The sequence below is a fragment of the Paraburkholderia susongensis genome, assembly GCF_900177725.1.
Lineage (GTDB): Bacteria > Pseudomonadota > Gammaproteobacteria > Burkholderiales > Burkholderiaceae > Paraburkholderia > Paraburkholderia susongensis.
On the sequence record NZ_FXAT01000009.1, the window covers coordinates 151,411 to 169,821 of the forward strand.

Annotated in this window: 17 protein-coding genes; 3 read left to right on the top strand and 14 right to left on the bottom strand. The window is 65.4% G+C overall.

The window, feature by feature from the left end; all coding sequences use genetic code 11:
* Complete coding sequence (gene eda, locus B9Z01_RS24355) at positions 1–642, bottom strand: bifunctional 4-hydroxy-2-oxoglutarate aldolase/2-dehydro-3-deoxy-phosphogluconate aldolase (protein WP_085487776.1); 642 nt, start codon at positions 640–642, stop codon at positions 1–3.
* Between the two features lies 1 nt (position 643).
* Positions 644–2,605: a phosphogluconate dehydratase gene (gene edd, locus B9Z01_RS24360; protein ID WP_085487778.1), complete on the bottom strand. Its 1,962-nt coding sequence runs from the start codon at positions 2,603–2,605 to the stop codon at positions 644–646.
* A gap of 332 nt (positions 2,606–2,937) precedes the next feature.
* On the opposite strand from edd, the gene B9Z01_RS24365 reads away from it, so the two are divergent.
* Entirely contained in the window at positions 2,938–3,783 is an 846-nt protein-coding gene (locus B9Z01_RS24365) for a MurR/RpiR family transcriptional regulator (protein WP_085487780.1), read from the top strand.
* Between the two features lie 25 nt (positions 3,784–3,808).
* Here the strand turns inward: B9Z01_RS24365 and B9Z01_RS24370 are convergent, their stop codons facing one another.
* The 9 genes from B9Z01_RS24370 to B9Z01_RS24410 form a co-directional block, all read right to left on the bottom strand.
* The gene (locus tag B9Z01_RS24370) at positions 3,809–4,225 is read right to left on the bottom strand and encodes a CopD family protein (protein WP_085487782.1); all 417 of its coding nucleotides are present in this window, start codon (positions 4,223–4,225) and stop codon (positions 3,809–3,811) included.
* Between the two features lie 32 nt (positions 4,226–4,257).
* Complete coding sequence (locus tag B9Z01_RS24375) at positions 4,258–5,529, bottom strand: glutamate-5-semialdehyde dehydrogenase (RefSeq protein WP_085487784.1); 1,272 nt, start codon at positions 5,527–5,529, stop codon at positions 4,258–4,260.
* A 334-nt stretch (positions 5,530–5,863) separates the two neighbouring features.
* Positions 5,864–6,991 (bottom strand): DNA polymerase III subunit delta, encoded by a 1,128-nt coding sequence (holA, locus tag B9Z01_RS24380; RefSeq protein WP_085487785.1) that lies wholly within the window; start codon positions 6,989–6,991, stop codon positions 5,864–5,866.
* Between the two features lie 54 nt (positions 6,992–7,045).
* Complete coding sequence (locus tag B9Z01_RS24385; RefSeq protein ID WP_208626171.1) at positions 7,046–7,597, bottom strand: LPS-assembly lipoprotein LptE; 552 nt, start codon at positions 7,595–7,597, stop codon at positions 7,046–7,048.
* Between the two features lie 88 nt (positions 7,598–7,685).
* On the bottom strand, positions 7,686–10,277 hold the full coding sequence (gene leuS / locus B9Z01_RS24390; protein ID WP_085487788.1) for a leucine--tRNA ligase: 2,592 nt from the start codon (positions 10,275–10,277) through the stop codon (positions 7,686–7,688).
* Between the two features lie 143 nt (positions 10,278–10,420).
* Positions 10,421–10,852: an ExbD/TolR family protein gene (locus B9Z01_RS24395; RefSeq protein WP_085487790.1), complete on the bottom strand. Its 432-nt coding sequence runs from the start codon at positions 10,850–10,852 to the stop codon at positions 10,421–10,423.
* 67 nt (positions 10,853–10,919) lie between these two features.
* Entirely contained in the window at positions 10,920–11,642 is a 723-nt protein-coding gene (locus tag B9Z01_RS24400; protein ID WP_085487792.1) for a MotA/TolQ/ExbB proton channel family protein, read from the bottom strand.
* A 69-nt stretch (positions 11,643–11,711) separates the two neighbouring features.
* Complete coding sequence (dapB, locus tag B9Z01_RS24405; protein WP_085487794.1) at positions 11,712–12,509, bottom strand: 4-hydroxy-tetrahydrodipicolinate reductase; 798 nt, start codon at positions 12,507–12,509, stop codon at positions 11,712–11,714.
* 255 nt (positions 12,510–12,764) lie between these two features.
* On the bottom strand, positions 12,765–13,607 hold the full coding sequence (locus tag B9Z01_RS24410) for an outer membrane protein assembly factor BamE domain-containing protein (protein WP_085487796.1): 843 nt from the start codon (positions 13,605–13,607) through the stop codon (positions 12,765–12,767).
* A 156-nt stretch (positions 13,608–13,763) separates the two neighbouring features.
* On the opposite strand from B9Z01_RS24410, the gene fur reads away from it, so the two are divergent.
* Entirely contained in the window at positions 13,764–14,192 is a 429-nt protein-coding gene (gene fur, locus B9Z01_RS24415) for a ferric iron uptake transcriptional regulator (protein ID WP_085487798.1), read from the top strand.
* Positions 14,193–14,427: 235 nt separating this feature from the next.
* Here the strand turns inward: fur and B9Z01_RS24420 are convergent, their stop codons facing one another.
* The 3 genes from B9Z01_RS24420 to B9Z01_RS24430 form a co-directional block, all read right to left on the bottom strand.
* Positions 14,428–14,940 (bottom strand): ureidoglycolate lyase, encoded by a 513-nt coding sequence (locus B9Z01_RS24420; protein ID WP_085487800.1) that lies wholly within the window; start codon positions 14,938–14,940, stop codon positions 14,428–14,430.
* A 23-nt stretch (positions 14,941–14,963) separates the two neighbouring features.
* Positions 14,964–15,974, bottom strand: a complete 1,011-nt coding sequence (alc, locus tag B9Z01_RS24425) for an allantoicase (RefSeq protein ID WP_085487802.1) — start codon at positions 15,972–15,974, stop codon at positions 14,964–14,966.
* A 146-nt stretch (positions 15,975–16,120) separates the two neighbouring features.
* Positions 16,121–17,449, bottom strand: a complete 1,329-nt coding sequence (locus B9Z01_RS24430) for a C4-dicarboxylate transporter DctA (protein WP_085487804.1) — start codon at positions 17,447–17,449, stop codon at positions 16,121–16,123.
* 235 nt (positions 17,450–17,684) lie between these two features.
* On the opposite strand from B9Z01_RS24430, the gene B9Z01_RS24435 reads away from it, so the two are divergent.
* Positions 17,685–18,371 (top strand): FadR/GntR family transcriptional regulator, encoded by a 687-nt coding sequence (locus B9Z01_RS24435; RefSeq protein ID WP_085487806.1) that lies wholly within the window; start codon positions 17,685–17,687, stop codon positions 18,369–18,371.
* The last annotated feature ends 40 nt before the right edge of the window (positions 18,372–18,411 follow it).

Here is an 18,411-nt window from a genome sequence, read left to right on the forward strand (position 1 = left end):
TTAATGCGCGGGCGCGGCCAACTGGCTCGCGGCGCGCGCGAGACGCGTGACTTCACCCCAGTTCTGCGCGGCGAGCGCGGCCTTCGGCGTGAGCCATGAACCGCCCACGCAGACGACGTTCGGCAGCGACAGGAAATGCGGCGCCGTTTCGGGCGTGATGCCGCCCGTCGGGCAGAACTTCAGCGCCGGGAACGGGCCGTGGAACGCCTGCAGCATCGGCACGCCGCCCGCCTGCTGCGCGGGGAAAAACTTCACGATCTCGTAGCCGAGTTCCATCGCCATGATGATGTCGGACGGTGTCATCACGCCCGGCAGCAGCGGCAGACCCGCATCCTGCGCAGCCTGGTGCATTTCCTTCGTCAAGCCCGGCGACACGCCGAACTGCGCGCCCGCGCGCTTCGCCTGCTCGCAGTGCTGGGGCTTCGTGATCGTGCCGACGCCGACCACGATGTCCTCGGCGAGCTGGCTCGCGCGCTCGATCGCCTCGAGCCCGGCCGCCGTACGCAGCGTGATTTCGAGCACCTTCACGCCGCCCGCGTGCAGTGCGCGCGACACGTGTTCGCCCTGTTCGACCGTATCGAATGCGAGCACCGGAATGACCGGGCCGAGGCGCACGATCTCGCTTACTGTTTTCGCCGTCATGTCAGACTCCTTGTTTCTGCAGCGCCGCGCTGGCTTGCGCGGCGTTCGTGTGTTTGTGGCCGTGCTCGTCGCTGTGCTTCTTGCCGTGTTGATCGCCGTGCTTGCCGCGGTGAGCATCGTGTGCGCCCGCCTCGCCCACCATCGCGCCGAACACCGACGCGCCCTGCTCCGCCGGCGCCGCCGCCGCACGAAACACGCCGAACAGTTCGCGGCCGAAGCCGACTTCGTTGTCCGCCTGATGCTTCGGCTCGGCGCACTCGCGCGCGGCCCATTCGTCAGCGTCGATCTCGATGTCGAGCACGCCGGCTTCGGCGTCGATCACCAGCGTGTCGCCGGTGCGCACCTTGCCGATCGGACCTTGCAGCAGGGCTTCCGGCGACAGATGGATCACCGCCGGCACCTTGCCCGAGGCGCCCGACATGCGGCCGTCCGTGACCAGCGCGACATGGAAACCCTGATCCTGCAACACACCGAGCAGCGGCGTCAAACGATGCAGTTCCGGCATGCCGTTTGCGCGCGCGCCCTGGAAGCGCACCACGGCGATGAAATCGCGCTTCAACTCGCCGTTGTCGAACGCTTCCTGCACCGCTTCCTGCGAATCGAACACGATCGCGGGCGCCTTCACCTTGCGATGCTGCGCCGCAACCGCCGAAATCTTGATAACGCCACGGCCGAGCTTGCCTTGCATCAGGCGCAGGCCGCCGTCCGGCTGGAACGGCTCCTTGATGCCGCGCAGCACCGCCGTGTCCGCGCTTGCTTCGGCGCCCGCGACCCACTGCAGCTTGCCGTCGATGAGCTTCGGCTCCTCGGTGTAGTGCTTGAGTCCCTTGCCCGCGACCGTGTTCACGTCTTCGTGCAGCAGACCGCCTTCGAGCAGATTGCGCACGAGGAACGCGACGCCGCCCGCCGCGTGGAAGTGATTCACGTCGGCCTTGCCGTTCGGATAGATCTTCGCGAGCAGCGGCACCGCCTGCGACAGCGTGTCGAAATCGTCCCAGTCGATCACGATGCCGGCCGCGCGCGCAATCGCGACGAGGTGCAGCGTGTGATTGGTCGAGCCGCCCGTCGCGAGCAGCGCGACGATGCCGTTGACGATCGCCTTTTCGTCGACCACGTGGCCGATCGGCATGTAGTTGCCGCGCTCGACCGTCAGATCGAGCACGCGGCGCGCGGCCTGCGCCGTCAGCGCGTCGCGCAGCGAGGTGTGCGGATGCACGAAGGCCGAACCCGGCAGATGCAGGCCCATTACTTCCATCAGCATCTGGTTGCTGTTCGCGGTGCCGTAGAACGTGCAGGTGCCGTGGCTGTGATACGCAGCCGCTTCGGCTTCGAGCAGCGCGTCGCGGCCGCACTGGCCGGTTGCGAATTGTTGGCGCGTCTTCGCTTTGTCGTCGTTGGACAGGCCGCTTGCCATCGGGCCGGCCGGCACGAAGATGGTCGGCAGATGGCCGAATTGCAGCGCGCCGATCAGCAGACCCGGCACGATCTTGTCGCAGATGCCGAGGCACAGCGCCGCGTCGAACATGTTGTGGGTGAGCGCGACCGCCGTGCTCATCGCGATCACTTCACGCGAAAAGAGCGATAGCTCCATGCCTGCGTTGCCCTGCGTGATGCCGTCGCACATCGCCGGCACGCCGCCCGCGAATTGCGCGACGCCACCGTTTTCACGCGCGGCCTGCTTGATGATGTCCGGGTAGTTTTTGTACGGCGCGTGGGCCGACAGCATCTCGTTGTACGACGAAACGATGCCGATGTTCGGCTCGCGGATCTGCTTGATGACGAGCTTGTCGTTGCCCTCGAGACCCGCGAAACCGTGAGCGAGGTTCGCGCACGAGAGCGCGCCGCGCGCCGGGAACTTGCCCTGCGCATGATGGATGCGGGCCAGATACGCCTCGCGGGTGGGCTTGCTGCGCTCGATCACGCGTTGCGTGACCTTCAACAATTGCGAATGCGGGGAAACCATCGGAGCTCCTTCGTCGCTGGCGGCAGGCGCACGCATGACACCAGGCGGTATCGCGGGGTTGTCGCGGGGGTTGTGATCGATAAGTCGTGGGGCGCTGTTATCGAACGACGCCATCTTAGTAGAAAAACTACACGATCGCAACGGCGAATGCTGTTGCATCGCCACATCTCACAACACGCCAAATCGCTTTACTGGCGGTTCATCAAGACTTATCGGCGGAAACCCAGGGAATACACTTAGAAGCGGATATGTAGTTTTTGTACCTAGTTTTTGTGCGCCATCGGCCAATCAGCTATAGTCCACGCATTCTTCAGCATAGTGCGAGTTTTCCGATGATGCTGTCCCAGGTGGAAGAGATGCGTGACCAGTTGCGCCCCTCCGAGCGCAAGCTGGCCGATTACGTGATCGAGGCGCCGCGCGAGGTGCTCGATCTGTCGATGACCGAAGTCGCGGCGCGCGCCGGCGTAAGCCAGCCGACGATCGCGCGGTTCTGTCATGCACTGGGCTTTTCGGGGTTTCGCGAATTCAAGATCCGGCTCGCGCAGGGTATCGCCGCGGAAGTGCCCGCCGTCTATCGCGACGTGCGGCCCGACGAGCCGACACCGGGCGTCGCCGCGAAGGTGCTCGACCGCACCATCGGCGCGCTGATCCAGGTGCGCAACAACCTCTCGTCGGACAGCGTGGCGGCGGCGATCGAAATGCTCGCGCACGCGCGGCGCATCGAATTCTACGGCGCGGGCGGCTCGGGCATCGCCGCGCTCGACGTGCAGCACAAGTTCTTTCGCCTCGGCATGCCGAGCGTCGCGTATTCGGACCCGCATACGTTTCTGATGTCGTCGGCGCTGCTGGGCGCGGGCGACGTCGTGGTGGCGATCTCCAACACCGGCCGCACGCGCGACATCATCGACGCCGCGAAGGCCGCGCTCAATGCGGGCGCGAAGGTGATCGCGATCACGCACGGCAACTCGCCGCTCGCGCGGCTCGCGACAGTGGGCCTGTTTGCGAACGTCGACGAAGACACCGATATCTTTTCGCCGATGACCTCACGCGTCTCGCATCTGGCCATCGGCGATATTCTCGCGGTGGGTGTCGCGCTGAGCCGCGGACCGGAACTCGTGGAAAAGCTCGCGCAGACGAAGGAAGTGATTCACCGGCGGCGGGTGGATCCGCAAGGGTGATAGCGCAACGCTGGGCGCGATGCGATCAGAACGGCTTGATCACCACCAGCGCCACCGCCGCCAGCATGCCGAGCACCGGCAATTCGTTGAACATCCGGTACCACTTGTCCGAGCGGCGATTCTCGCCGCGTTCGAACCTGCGCAGCAGCACGCCGCAGTACACGTGATAGATGACGAGCAGCACGACCACGCCGACCTTCGCGTGAATCCAGCCCTGCCCGCTGCCGATGCCGATCACGAGCCACAGCCACAAGCCGCACGCGAGCGCCGGCACCGCGATGAAACTCATGAAGCGGAACAGCTTGCGCGCCATGATGAGGAGCCGCGCCGTGGCGGCCGGTTCCGTTTCCATCGCCAGATTGACGAAGATGCGCGGCAGGTAGAACAGGCCGGCAAACCAGGAAGCAATCAATACGATGTGAAACGTCTTTACCCAGAGCATCGGCGGTCCTTGTCGTTGTGGTGCGGGCCGTTTTACTGGCGGCCTTCGCCGTGCCCCAGCACGACGTACTTCAGCGACGTGAGCCCGTCGAGACCGACCGGGCCGCGTGCGTGCAGCTTGTCGTTCGAAATGCCGATCTCCGCGCCCAGGCCGAACTCGAAGCCGTCCGCGAAACGCGTCGACGCATTGACCATCACGCTCGCCGAATCGACTTCGCGCAGGAAGCGCATCGCGCGGTCGTGGTCTTCAGTGACGATCGCGTCGGTGTGCTGCGAGCTGTAGGTGTTGATGTGCTCGATCGCCGCGTCGAGATCGTCGACCACCTTGATCGCGAGCACCGGCGCGAGGTATTCGGTACGCCAGTCTTCCTCGGTCGCGTCGACGAGCGGACCCACGCCCGCGTCCGCGAGCACCGCGCGCGCCGCCGCGTCCACGCGCAGCTCGACGTCCTTGCCGCGATACAACTGCCCAAGCGGCGGCAGCACTTCAGCGGCGATACCGCGCGCGACCAGCAGCGTTTCCATCGTGTTGCAGGTGCCGTAGCGGTGCGTCTTCGCGTTGTCGCACACAGTCAGCGCCTTCGCGAGATCGGCGCGGTCGTCGACGTAGACGTGGCAGATGCCGTCGAGGTGCTTGATCATCGGCACACGTGCCTCGTTGATGAGCCGCTCGATCAGGCTCTTGCCGCCGCGCGGCACGATCACGTCGACGTACTCGGTCATCGTGATGAGCTTGCCGACGGCCGCGCGGTCCGAGGTCGCGACCACCTGCACCGCGTCCTGCGGCAAGCCGGCCGCTTCGAGCCCTTCGCCGATCAGCTTCGCGAGCGCGGTATTGCATTCGAGCGCTTCCGAGCCGCCGCGCAGAATCGTCGCGTTGCCGGACTTCAGACACAGCGCCGCGGCGTCGATCGTCACGTTCGGGCGCGATTCGTAGATGATGCCGATCACGCCGAGCGGCACGCGCATCTGGCCGACCTGGATGCCGCTCGGCCGGTACTTCAGATTGCTGATCTCGCCGATCGGATCAGCGAGCGCCGCGACCTGGCGCAGACCTTCGACCATCGTATTCAGCGCCTTGTCCGACAGCGTCAGGCGGTCGATGAACGCGGCGTCGTGACCCTTGTCGCGGGCACGCGCGAGATCGCGCGCATTGGCTTCCTTGAGCAGCGCGGCATCGCGCTCGATAGCCTCGGCGATAGACGCAAGCGCGGCGTTCTTCGCGGCGGTCGAAGCCCGCGCCATCGCGCGCGAAGCCTGGCGCGCGCGTCGGCCGAGGTCGGTCATGTACTGGTCGATATCCATGGTCATTCTCGTGATGCCCCGCACGTTGACGTGCGGCGGTCGGGCAAGATTAGCGAAAGATCGAAAGATTGTAAGTCGGGTGCAGGGGCTTTGCTTGGCGCGCGGGCGGCTCGTGCGCTGCGATGTCGCGGGTTCGCTCAGCAGTTATGTCGAGCGTGGCCCACGAACAAGGCGGTCGAAAGCACGAAGCGGCTGACGGTTATTGCGCGCCTGCCAGCCTCGCTTGTTGCTCGATGCCAGGCTTCCTTTGTCTTCGCGCCTGTCACTGCAATGCTTGCGCGAAACATGCAACGTCATGGCCGGCAAAGCTCGCCGCCCTGCCCCACATTGCACTTCAGCTTGGCCGACGCGCTGGCGCCGCAGTTGGCGTCCGAGGTCGCGACGGCGGCACTGGCGGCGCGGCCGACGGTTTTGGCGCGGCCACCGTCATCGCGAGTTCGAAAAGGCCATCCCACGGATCGGGCGGCGGATCGTTGCGATGATTGCCCGGCGTGCCGCCCGACAAGCCCTTCACCTGCCGGTCGAGCCGCGCCGCCAGGGCGAGCGCCTTTTCGAGCGCCGCTTCGCTCACACGCGAGAGCGCCGGCCCGATCAGCCGTTCACGCGGACCCCACACGCGGTTCTCGCGCGTAAGCATGGCGAGCGGCTTGCCGGCCGCGACGCCGCGCTTGATCCGCAGCAGCGTGCGCACCTCCTCGACGACGGCCCACAGCACGAGCACGGCCGCCTCGCCTTCGCCGCGCAACCCGTCGAGCATGCGCGCGAGACGGCCGACGTCGCCCACGAGCATCGCCTCGTTGAGCTTGAACACGTCGTAGCGCGCGACGTTGAGCACCGCGTCCTGCACCTGCTCGAAACTCAGCGGGCCGGCTGGATACAGCAGCCCGAGCTTCTGGATTTCCTGATGCGCGGCGAGCAGATTGCCCTCCACGCGCTCGGCGATGAACGCGAGCGCGCGCCGCCCGTCCTCGCCGGCGGCCACGCGCTGGCCCTGGGCCGCGAGTCGCTGACCGACCCAGTTCGGCAATTGCGCGCGCTCGACCGGATCGATTTTCAGTGCGACACCCGCGTCGGCGAGCGCCGTGAACCACGCCGACTTCTGCGTGGCCGCGTCGAGGCGCGGCAGTGTGACCATGGTCAGCACGTCGTCGTTGACGGCGGACGCGAGCGCCTTCAGCGTATCCGCGCCTTCCTTGCCCGGCTTGCCCGACGGAATGCGCAACTCGACGAGCTGCCGGTCGCCGAACAGCGACATCGACTGGCTCGCGCCGAGTAGCGAACTCCAGTCGAAGCCGCGCTCGACCGTGAACACCGAACGGTCGGTGAAACCCGCTGCACGCGCCGCCGCGCGAATCCGGTCGCAGGCCTCCTGCGCGAGCAGGTGCTCGTCGCCGTACACGACGTACAGGCCGGCGAGTCCCTTGGCAAGATGCGCTTCGAGCGCGTCAGGTCGCAGTTGCATGGCTGGCGATCGGCGAGATGGATGAGGTGCGACAGGTCACGAACAACGCGACGCTCACAGCGGCGGCGGCGGCAACGGCGCGCGCGGCACGACGGCCGGCACGGCCTCGGTTGGCGTCGGATGCAGCGAACGCACCACGCCGAGGCGGCGGATCAACTGGTCGATCGCATCGTTTTCCATGTCGGCGAACAGGATGTCGGACTCGGCGGCCTTCGCCTGCGAGAACTGGTCGCTATAGGTCATCGCGCGATTCAGTGCGATCACGCTCGACGGAATCAGCACGGTGCCGTCCTTGCCGGTCAGCGTGTACGTCATCTGCAGATTCAACTGATACTCGGCGACCACGCCCAGCGAGTTCAGCGTCAGTGTGTTGAGGTTGCGGTTCTGCGCAATCTGCAGAATCGCGTCGGCATTGGCGACCGAGCTGACCACCACCGTGTCGCTGCCGCCCTGCACGATGCGGGTGAGCCGCGCGACGGCCGCTGGCGAGCCGCCGGCCACATAGAGACGCTTGAACGCGTAGTCCTGCTGGCCGCGCAACTTGAAGCCGCAGGCCGACAACATCATTACGCTGCAAGCGAGCGTCAAAAACGTTCTGCGAGTCACATTCGCTCCCGGTTCGCAGTGGATTCGCTGTGTGGACGAACGCCGCCGCGCGGGCGGCGTTGCGTCTGCCGGCGTGAGGTCGTGATCGTCAAACGACCACGTTCACGAGACGGCCCGGCACCACGATGATCTTCTTCGGTGCCTTGCCTTCGCTGAACTTCGCCACCATGTCGTGCGCGGCCGCGAACTGTTCGATCGCCTCGCGCGAGGCGTCCTTCGCAACCGTGATTGCGCCACGCACCTTGCCGTTGACCTGCAGCACGAGTTCGATCTCGGCCTGTTCGAGCGCCTTCTCGTCGACCTTCGGCCACGGCGCGTCGAGCAGCGGGCCGAATGCATCGGCGTAACCGAGTTCCTGCCAGAGCTGGAACGTCAGGTGCGGCACGACCGGGTACAGCACGCGCAACATCACGCCATAAGTTTCGCGCAGCACGGCCGTCTGCGCGCCCTTCGCGCCGTCGAGCGCGTTGAGCATCTTCATCGCGGCCGACACCACCGTGTTGTACTGCAGACGCTGGTAGTCGAAGTCGGCCTGCTTGAGCACGCTGTAGATCTCGCGGCGCAATGTCTTGTCGGCGTCGCCGAGTTGCGCGGCGTCGAACTGACCGCCCGCGCGCAGCGCCGCTTCGTTCGTGTAGCCGAAGTTCCACACGCGACGCAGGAAGCGGCTCGCGCCCTCGACGCCCGAGCCCGACCACTCGAGCTGCTGCTCGGGCGGAGCCGCGAACATCACGAACAGACGCGCGGTGTCCGCGCCGTGCTGGTCGATCAGCATCTGCGGGTCGACACCGTTGTTCTTCGACTTCGACATCTTCTCGACGCCGCCGAGCACGACCGGCTGGCCGTCCGCGTTGAGCACCGCGCCGACCGGGCGGCCCTTGTCGTCGAACGACACGGTGACGTCGGCCGGGTTGTACCAGACCTTCTTGCCCGCTGCGCTTTCGCGGTAATACGTTTCGTTGAGCACCATGCCCTGGGTCAGCAGGTTCTTCGCCGGCTCGCCGAACTTCACGAGACCGAGGTCGCGCATCACCTTCGCCCAGAAGCGCGAGTACAGCAGGTGCAGGATCGCGTGCTCGATGCCGCCGATGTACTGGTCCATCGGCGCCCAGTAGTCGGTGCGCTCGTCGACCATCGTCTTCGCGTCCGGCGACGCGTAGCGGTAGAAGTACCACGACGAATCGACGAAGGTGTCCATCGTGTCGGTTTCGCGCTTCGCCGCGCCGCCGCACGTCGGGCAGGTGCAGTTCACGAACGCCTCGGACTTCGCGAGCGGGTTGCCCGTGCCGTCCGGCACGAGGTCTTCCGGCAGCACGACCGGCAGGTCTTTTTCCGGCACCGGCACGTCGCCGCACGCCGGGCAGTGGATGATCGGAATCGGCGTGCCCCAGTAACGCTGGCGCGACACGCCCCAGTCACGCAGACGCCACGTGACCTGCTTGTCGCCGAGGCTGAGTTCCTTGAGGTCGGCGGCGATCTGATCGACCGCCTGTTCGTTGGCAAGACCGTCGTACTTGCCGCTGTTGATCAGCGTGCCGGTCTTCTCGCCGTACCATTCCTGCCAGGCTTGCGTCGAGAACTCCTTGCCTTCGACCGCCACGACCTGCTTGACCGGCAGACCGTACTTCTTCACGAACGCGAAGTCGCGCTCGTCGTGTGCAGGCACGCCCATCACCGCGCCTTCGCCGTAGCTCATCAGCACGTAGTTGCCGATCCACACTTCGACCCGCTCCTGCGTCAGCGGATGCGTGACGTAGAAGCCCGTGGCCATGCCCTTCTTTTCCATCGTCGCGACGTCGGCTTCAGCGACGCCGCCGCGCTTGCATTCCTCGATGAAGGCCTGCAGCTCCGGCTTGTCTTGCGCAAGACGCGTGGCGAGCGGATGCTCGGCGGCGATCGCGCAGAAGGTCACGCCCATGATCGTGTCGGCGCGCGTCGTGAACACGCGCAAGAGCTTCTGTTCACCGTCGATTTCGTACGGGAAGCCGAAGTTCACGCCGAAGCTCTTGCCGATCCAGTTCTGCTGCATGATCTTGACGCGCTCGGGCCAGCCGAGGCCTTCGAGATCGTTCAGCAGTTCGTCCGCGTACTGCGTGATGCGCATGTAGTACATCGGGATTTCGCGCTTTTCGACGAGCGCGCCCGAGCGCCAGCCGCGCCCGTCGATCACCTGCTCGTTCGCGAGCACGGTCTGGTCGACCGGGTCCCAGTTCACGGTGCCGGTTTTCTTGTACGCGATACCCTTTTCGAGCATCTTCAGGAACAGCCACTGGTTCCATTTGTAGTAATCGGGGCTGCAGGTCGCGACTTCGCGCGACCAGTCGATCGCGAGGCCCATCGACTGCATCTGCTTCTTCATGTAAGCGATGTTGTCGTAGGTCCACTGCGCGGGCGGCACGTTGTTCGCCATCGCGGCGTTTTCCGCGGGCATACCGAACGCGTCCCAACCCATCGGCATCAGCACGTTGTAGCCGTTCATCCGCAGATAGCGGTACATCACGTCGTTGATCGTGTAGTTGCGCACGTGCCCCATGTGCAGCTTGCCCGACGGATACGGCAGCATCGAGACGCAGTAGAACTTGGGCTTGTCGGTGGTTTCCGTCGTCTTGTAGGCGTCGATGGCGTGCCATTGCCCTTGCGCGGCGGCTTCGACGTCGGAGGGAACGTATTTTTCGTGCATGGTGTGATGGGATCGCTGGGTTCGGTGCTTACGCACCGGCCTTGGTGCTCTGCTGGATGGAATCGCGTCGCTCCCCGTTGGCGGGGAAAGGGCTGATTATACCGTTCGCGGACGGGCGCGCCGCGCGGCGTGGTGCGTGGGTATCAGTGCGGCGCGCCGGGCGGCGGCGGGTCCGTCACGAAGCCGATCCGCTCGAGCCCCGCCTGCTGCGCGGCGCCCATCACCTGCGCAATCACTTCGTAGCGTGTCGAGCGCTCCGCGCGGAGCTGGATTTCCGGCTGGTCAGCCTGCTTGCCGGCCTCGGCGAACTGCGCGCGCATCTGCGCGAGCGTGATCGGCTTGCTGTTCCAGTACAGCCGGCCGGCGGCGTCGATGGAAAGGGAGATGGTTTGCGGGGTCTGACGCGCGGGCGCTGCCGCGACCTTCGGCAGATCGAGCCGGATCGCGTGCGAAAACAACGGCGCGGTGATGATGAAAATCACGAGCAGCACGAGCATGACGTCGATCAGCGGCGTCATGTTGATCTCCGCCATCGGCGCGGCTGTCTGCTTTTTCTCGAGTCCGCCGAATGCCATATAGCCTCCTTGCGCCTGAGCTTGCCTGAGCCCGTGTGGACTTTCCCGTGCCTTCGCGCGTTGCGCGTCAGCGGTGCGCCTCGTGGGCCGACGCCTGCTGCGTACGCGCCGGCGGCTGCGGGTGCTCGGCCGGCGCGCATACGTAGGCGTGCAGATCGTGCGCGAAACCGTCGAGTTCCTCGGACAACTGCCGCACGAGGCGGCCCAGCACGTTGTACGCAAGCACGGCGGGAATCGCGACCACGAGGCCGAATGCGGTCATGATGAGCGCTTCGCCGACCGGCCCGGCGACGTTCTCGATCTGCGCCTGCCCGCTCGCCGCGATGCTGCCGAGCGCGTGATAGATGCCCCACACGGTGCCGAGCAGGCCGACGAACGGCGCCGTGCTGCCGACCGACGCAAGCAGCACCTGGCCGAATTCGAGCCGCCGCTGCGACGCGTTGAGCGCCTGGCGCAGCGCCCGCAGCACCCGTTCGCTACGCTCGACGCGCGCGAGCAGCGCGCCCGGAATATCGACTTCGGCCGCGTGCAGCGCCGCCTCGGCGAGCGGCGCGAACACGCGCTCGCGATCCGCGCGGCGCAGCGCCGAAACTCCCTCCGACAGCGTGGGCGCCTGCCAGAACTGCGCGATCGCGCGCGGAGCCTGGCGTTTCGCGCGCGTCAAAATCCAGCTTTTGACGAGCAGAAAGCACCAGCTCGCAATCGACATGGCCAGCAGCACATACGCGACGCCATGCGTGATCGCGTCACTCGTTTGCAGGTAATGGATGATGCCGCTGCTGCCCGCCATCTGACCTCGCCGTGGGAAAGTGACTTCAGGAACGTGCCGGGGCTACTCGCCCTATGCGACGAAGCCCGCTCAACGCAAGCCGAGCACGTCCTGCATGTCGAAGAAACCAGTTGGGTGCCCTTCGAGAAACCGTACAGCACGAAGCGCGCCTTGTGCATACGACAAGCGGCTCGCCGATTTGTGCGTAATCTCGATGCGCTCGCCGATGCCCGCGAACAGCACCGTATGATCGCCGACGATGTCGCCGCCGCGAATCGCCGAGAAACCGATCGTGGACGGATCGCGTTCGCCGGTCACGCCTTCACGGCCGTAGACCGCGCAGTCGTCGAGATTGCGGCCGAGCGCGTTGGCGATCACTTCGCCCATCGTCAGCGCGGTGCCGGACGGCGCGTCGACCTTGTGGCGATGATGCGCCTCGATGATCTCGATGTCGTAGCCGGTCGAGAACTGGCGTGCCGCGTATTCGAGCAGCTTGAGCGTCACGTTCACGCCGACGCTCATGTTCGACGCGAACACGACACCGATCTTTTCCGACGCCGCGCGCAACTGTGCTTTCTGTTCGTTATCGAAGCCGGTCGTGCCGATCACCATTTTCACGTTGTGACGCTGAGCGGCTTCGAGGTGCCTGAGCGTCGCGTCGGGGCGCGTGAAGTCGATCAGATAGTCGGATTCGGCGAACACGCGCTCGATGTCGTCGGTGAGCTGCACGCCCGTCTGCTTGCCGAGGAACGCGCCGGCGTCCTGGCCGAGCTGCGCCGCGCCCGCGCGGCAGAGCGCGCCGGACAGGGTCGCGCCGGCATCGTTGAGGACTGTTTCGATGAGCATGCGGCCCATACGGCCCGATGCGCCAGCAATGGCAATTTTCATGACGATGAGGGTTCGAAAAGACATAACCCGGCAATGCGGGTGAAAGCGGCGGCGGGCGGCGCATCCGGATGGCACACGACCTGGAGCGCAACCCGGAGCTGCACGGGCCGGCCGCACATTCAGGCGGCACATTCAGGCGGCACATTCAATCGGCACGTCCAGGCGCCGCACCTCGCTGGACAAGCGGAGAATCCGGCGGGCGGCGGGCGCCGCGCACGGCGCGCAGCCCGCCTCACAACAACAGGGACAATCTGGTTAGTCGCCCGTTCCCGAATTCGACGAAGAACCGGTTTGCGGCGCGTTCGACGTCGAGTCACCGCTATTCTGCGAACCCGCAGGACCGACCGGGTTGCTCTGCGTGGCCGGAGCCGGCGGCGGCGGACGGTGGAACTGGAATTGCGGCTGCCCCGCGGCAGTCGGGCCTTGCGTCGGGATGCCACCGGCATTCGCGGTCGGCACGCCCGAGCGCACGGACGGCGCCGTGCCCGTCTGCACCGCGTTCGTCGCACGGTTAGCGGCTTGCGCGGCTTCCGCGTTGGCGTCCGTGGACGGCGCGCCCGCTGCGGCGGCGCCTTCGACCGACGGCGAGCGCGTCGTGTCCGCCGTCGGCGCGGCGGCTGCCGCGGGCGCACTGGCAGCGCTCGCGGCGGCGACCGCGGCCGCGGCGCTCGCCGCGGACGGCGGCGACGCGTGCGGCCTTCTGCCTCGACGATCGCCGTCGATTTCCGCGAGCAACTCGAGGTTGGTCGGCAGATCGTCGCCGCCCGTCCAGTGAGTCACGAGGTCACCCGAGAAGAACACCACGAAGTCGCGCTGCTGCACGACTGCCGTGGAGCCGCGCTTGAAATAGAACACGTAGTCCCAGCGATCCGCGTGGAACATGTCGGTCAGAAGCGGCGTGCCGAGCAACTGACGCACCTGCGTGCGGGTCATGCCGACCTTCATCTGGTCAGCCATTTCGCGCGACACGAAATTACCTTGCACCACCGTAATCCGATACGGCGTAATGCTTTGAGCGATGCGCTGGGTCAGGCTGTCGTAGGTAGAACATCCGGCAAGAACCGCGACAGTCGCAACAGCGATCAAGGTACCCCGCATGCGGCTCCCCCGGTAGATCAATTGAGATTTTGAAATCATTTCACTCACCGTGCGGGCCCGCTCGCGAGCCGCGCTTTTCATTCCATCGAAGATGACCAGAACGGCAAAAACACATTACTATGAGAGCCCAGCATTGTACTCTAGGGATCCCTTGTCATGACCAATCCAGCCGATCTCAAGAATATCGGGCTCAAGGCGACCCTTCCGCGCCTCAAAATTCTTGAGATTTTCCAGCATAGCCCGGTGCGTCACCTGACCGCCGAAGACGTGTACCGCAACCTTTTGCACGAAGAACTCGATATCGGTCTCGCGACCGTGTATCGCGTGCTGACGCAATTCGAGCAGGCGGGCCTGCTTTCGCGCAGCAATTTCGAATCGGGCAAGGCGGTGTTCGAACTGAACGAGGGGTCGCACCACGACCACCTCGTGTGCATCGATTGCGGCCTGGTCGAAGAATTTTTCGACTCCGAAATCGAAAGCCGTCAGCAGTCCATCGCGAAGGAGCGCGGCTTCAAGCTGCAGGAACACGCGCTGGCGCTCTACGGGGCGTGCACGAAGGAGAACTGCCCGCATCGCAAGCACTGACGTGCGGCTGCCTGCGCGGGAGCAGGCGGCGAGGCAAACTGGAAAAGACCCGGCCGGTGGAAATCGGCCGGGTCTTTTTCATTCGACACGGGGAATGGTCGCGGCATTTGCGGAAACGTTCGGCGCGAGGATCCTCGCGGCGCTTTCCGCAGCCGTTGAACGCGCCTGTTGAGCGTGCCGCTCATGTGCCGCCCAATGCGCCATGCAACGCGCCGCCGAGCGTGTACAAGCGCCGCTAGTCCACCAGTTCGACGCTCGTCTCGAACGCGAGCCGCCACGGCTCGGCGAGTTGCAATTCGTCACAATTGGGCTGGTCGCCGCCACGGTCGACCACGACGAAATCGCTCACCCGATCGAGCGCGAGCAGCGGATGGTGCCAGACCCCTTTCGCGTAATTGACGCCCTGCCATGCATTGGTCCAGAACGCGCGCATGCGCGCCGGATCGAACTCGCCCGCCGGCGCGACCACCACGAGATAGCGGCACGCGTGTAAGGGAATGAAAGCCTGACTGCCGAGCGGATGCCGCTCCATCATCGTGATCTCGACGGGCAGCGCGCGCGGCTGCGCGCGAAACAGGTTGATCAGCGGCCGTCCGCCCTGCTCCGTCACATCGACATGCGCAAGGTCGTGATAGCGCTCGGTCGTGCCGCCGTTGATCGGGAAGTGACGCGCGCCGTCGAGTTCGATCACATCGCCGAACGGTGCGAAGGCCGAGCGCGTCAGGCGCTCCATCTGCAAAGTCTTCATGCGCGACGCTCCATTACGTTACGTTAAGCCGTCTCGCCCCACAGGCGCAGGCGCGACACGCCGCCGTCCGGGAAGATGTTGAAGCGCACGTGCGTGACCGGCCCGAGCGCGGCAAGCCCGTCCGTGAACGTGTGCACGTGATCCATCTGCAACTTCTGTTCGCCGAGCAGCACCGGCCAGAACATCGCCTGCGTGACAAGCGAATCGTCCGTGCCGCCCGTCACCGATGCAGCCTGCAATGAGCAGCGGTCGGGGAAGTTGCCCTTGAAGTGCGCGGTGTCCACTTCGATCTTGCGGATCACGCCCGGCCGCGCGAGCGCGACGATCGCCCAGTCGTTGCCTGGCTCGCGGCGGCGCCGCGTTTCCCAGCCGTCACCCATGTTGACGCCGCGGCCCGGCATCAGCATCTGCGAGGCGGGCCCAAAGTGCTGGTTGTTCGCCGCGACGAGGTATGCGCCGTTTTCGATCGCGGCGAGATCGAGCAGCGTGCCGCGCTCGACGCGCGTCCAGTCGCGTTGCGGCTGGCCGTACACGCGCAGCCGCGCGAGACCGCCGTCCGGGTACAGATTCACGCGCAGGTGCGTGAATGCTCGCGCCTCGTTCACTTCGAGATAGTGATGCTGGTTGCCCTGCAGCGTCGTGGCCGGCACGAGCGTTTGCCAGTCGGCGTGATCGGGCGGCACGTCGCTGTCGGCGTAGCACGCGTCGATCGACGCGGCCGGCGGAAAGTTGCCGGTGAAGTGGCTCGTATCGAGATCGACACCATGCACGACACCCGGCCGCGCGAGACGGATCACGCAGTAGTCGTGGCCGGTCGTGCGCTTGCGGCGGGTTTCCCAGCCATCCATCCACTTGCCGTGGTCGTCGTATTTGCCGGGGATGAACACCGCCGGCTGCGGATCGAGCATGCGCTCTTTCGGCGCGAAGAATTCGTCGCTCGCGAACAGCGCCGTTGCACCGAGGCGCGGGTCGGCGAGGTTCATGTAGCGGCGCGTGAAAGCGGGAGCGTTGGGGTCGAGGATCGGAGTAGCCATGGCGTGGGTCGGCAAAAAGGTGAGAAAAAAGTGGAAAGCGGCCGGTGGAACTACGGCATCCACCGGCGCGTGAAATCAGCAAGCTTGCAGATCGAGTGCGGCCCGTCTGGTTACGGCGCAGCGGCGCTGCGCCGCAAGCGCCAGCCTCAGACAGCCGGCGCGTGTTCGCCCGCGACCGGCTCGGCGAGCGCGTCGTCGCTGGCGGGCACGTAGCGCAGCGCCGCATCGCGGTTCAGCACGCGGCGGGCGCGTGCCTTGTCGATGTCGTTTTCCCACACGGCGACCACCACCGTCGCGACGCAGTTGCCGATCAGGTTGGTGAGCGCGCGAGCGATGCCGACGAACCAGTCGACCGGCAGGATCAGCACGAGGCCGAGCACGGGGATCGCCGGAATCGCGGAGAGCGTCGCGGCGAGAATCACGATCGCCGACCCCGGAATGCCGTGCGCGCCCTTCGACGTCACGAGCGACACCAGCACGACGACGATCAGGTCGTGGATCGACAGCGGCGTATTGGTGGCCTGCGCGATGAAGATCACCGCGAGCGTCAGATAGATCGAGAAGCCGTCGAGATTGAACGAGTAGCCGGTCGGAATCACGAGGCCGACCGTCGAATCCTTGACGCCCATCCATTCGAGCTTGCGCATGATCTGCGGCAGCACGGCGTCCGACGACGCCGTGCCGAGCACGATCGACAGTTCCTCGCGCAGGTAGCCGATCAGCTTGAAGATGTTGAAACCCGCGAGCCGCATCACGGTGCCGAGCACGACCACCACGAACACCGCGCAGCTCACGTAGAACACGAGCACGAGCATGCCGAGCTGCTTGAGCGACGCCACGCCGTAGGTGCCGGTCGTGAACGCGATCGCGCCGAGCACGCCGAGCGGTGCGAGCTTGATGATGAAGCCCATCACGCGGAAAAACACCTGCGACAGCTCGTCGATCAGGCCGCTCACACGTTGCGCGCGTTTGCCGAGCAGCGACAGCGCCGAGCCGAACAGCACCGAAAACACGAGGATCTGCAGGATGTCACCGGTCGCAAACGCGTTGAAGGCAGTCTCGGGGATGATCTTCAGCAGAAAGCCCGCGGTGTCCTTGAGGCTCTTCGCATGCTCGGTGTAGGTCGCGAGCGACGCCGGATCAAGCGCATTCAGATTGATGTTCATGCCGACGCCGGGGCGCGTCGCGTAGGCGAGCACCGCGCCGATCACGAGCGCGATCGTCGTCATCACTTCGAAGTAGACCACCGCCTTCAGGCCAACACGCCCGACCTTGCGCAGGTCGCCGGCATGCGCCATGCCGCTCACCACGACGCAGAACACGATCGGGCCGATCACCATTTTGATGAGCTTGAGAAAGCCGTCGCCGAGAGGACGCAACGACTGCGCGAACTGCGGATAAAGCGCGCCGAGCGCGACGCCCACCACTAGCGCTATGACGACCCGGCCAAACAGCGAATTGAAAAATTTCAACACGACTTCCTCCTGATAACGGTTGTCCCGGCGACTTCTGTTCAGACTGGTCCGACCAGTTTTGTTATGGCAAATAGTAGGAAGCCGATATACTCACGTCAAGGATTCATCGAACGGTGTTTACCCGCTGTTTTTCCGGCGATCCAGGGTCGGATTGCGGAGCGCCATTGCGGCGCCAAGCGGCCGTCCTGAGTCCGCATTAGAATACTGGTCAGACCACGTTACCGAGTGAGCCGCCATGAAAAACGTCCCGCATACCGTCACCGACGCCGCCATCGCGACCATTCGCGAGCGGATCGAAGCGGGCGTCTATCCGGTGGGCAGTCTGCTGCCGGCGCAGCGGCAGTTGTCCGATGAACTGTCGATCAGCCGCGCGTCGCTGCGCGAGGCGCTCTCCACGCTCGAAGCGCTCGGGCTGCTCGTGATACGCCCAGGCAAGGGGGTGTACGTCGAAAGCGCAGAGGCGAAAACGGCGCAATCGTGGCGCTTCGCCGAACAGTCGTCGCTGCCGGACACCTATCAGATGCGCTACGCGCTCGAAGGCTTCGTCGCGCGCATGGCGGTGCTCGCGGTGAGCGAGAGCGACCTCGCGTGGCTCGAGGAAAACATCACGGCGATGCAGGCGGCGCTCGCCTGCGACGAACTCGACGAAGCCGCGCGCTTCGACTACGAGTTCCACATGCGGATCGTGAGCATTGCCGGCAACGCGGCGATCGAATCGATCCTGCGCAGCAGCGCGGAAATCATGAAGGAAAGTCAGCGGCTGCCGTTCTACCGGCGCGAACTGGTGCTTTCCACCTACACCGAGCATCGCGCGATTCTCGACGCGCTCAAGGCGCGCGATTCGCTCGCGGCAGGCAAGGCGATCGAAACGCACATCGCGAACGCCGCGCAACGCGCCGGCGTTTATTTCCCCACGCCGTAGACACAAAAGCCGCAGACGTAAAAAAGCCGCTCCGGGGAGC

Excerpts from the sequence above, each read along its gene's own strand:
- eda (WP_085487776.1), bottom strand. The coding sequence starts at position 642 with ATGACGGCGAAAACAGTAAGCGAGATCGTGCGCCTCGGCCCGGTCATT.
- edd (WP_085487778.1), bottom strand. The coding sequence starts at position 2,605 with ATGGTTTCCCCGCATTCGCAATTGTTGAAGGTCACGCAACGCGTGATC.
- B9Z01_RS24365 (WP_085487780.1), top strand. The coding sequence starts at position 2,938 with ATGATGCTGTCCCAGGTGGAAGAGATGCGTGACCAGTTGCGCCCCTCC.
- B9Z01_RS24370 (WP_085487782.1), bottom strand. The coding sequence starts at position 4,225 with ATGCTCTGGGTAAAGACGTTTCACATCGTATTGATTGCTTCCTGGTTT.
- B9Z01_RS24375 (WP_085487784.1), bottom strand. The coding sequence starts at position 5,529 with ATGGATATCGACCAGTACATGACCGACCTCGGCCGACGCGCGCGCCAG.
- holA (WP_085487785.1), bottom strand. The coding sequence starts at position 6,991 with ATGCAACTGCGACCTGACGCGCTCGAAGCGCATCTTGCCAAGGGACTC.
- leuS (WP_085487788.1), bottom strand. The coding sequence starts at position 10,277 with ATGCACGAAAAATACGTTCCCTCCGACGTCGAAGCCGCCGCGCAAGGG.
- B9Z01_RS24395 (WP_085487790.1), bottom strand. The coding sequence starts at position 10,852 with ATGGCATTCGGCGGACTCGAGAAAAAGCAGACAGCCGCGCCGATGGCG.
- B9Z01_RS24400 (WP_085487792.1), bottom strand. The coding sequence starts at position 11,642 with ATGGCGGGCAGCAGCGGCATCATCCATTACCTGCAAACGAGTGACGCG.
- dapB (WP_085487794.1), bottom strand. The coding sequence starts at position 12,509 with ATGAAAATTGCCATTGCTGGCGCATCGGGCCGTATGGGCCGCATGCTC.
- B9Z01_RS24410 (WP_085487796.1), bottom strand. The coding sequence starts at position 13,607 with ATGCGGGGTACCTTGATCGCTGTTGCGACTGTCGCGGTTCTTGCCGGA.
- fur (WP_085487798.1), top strand. The coding sequence starts at position 13,764 with ATGACCAATCCAGCCGATCTCAAGAATATCGGGCTCAAGGCGACCCTT.
- B9Z01_RS24420 (WP_085487800.1), bottom strand. The coding sequence starts at position 14,940 with ATGAAGACTTTGCAGATGGAGCGCCTGACGCGCTCGGCCTTCGCACCG.
- alc (WP_085487802.1), bottom strand. The coding sequence starts at position 15,974 with ATGGCTACTCCGATCCTCGACCCCAACGCTCCCGCTTTCACGCGCCGC.
- B9Z01_RS24435 (WP_085487806.1), top strand. The coding sequence starts at position 17,685 with ATGAAAAACGTCCCGCATACCGTCACCGACGCCGCCATCGCGACCATT.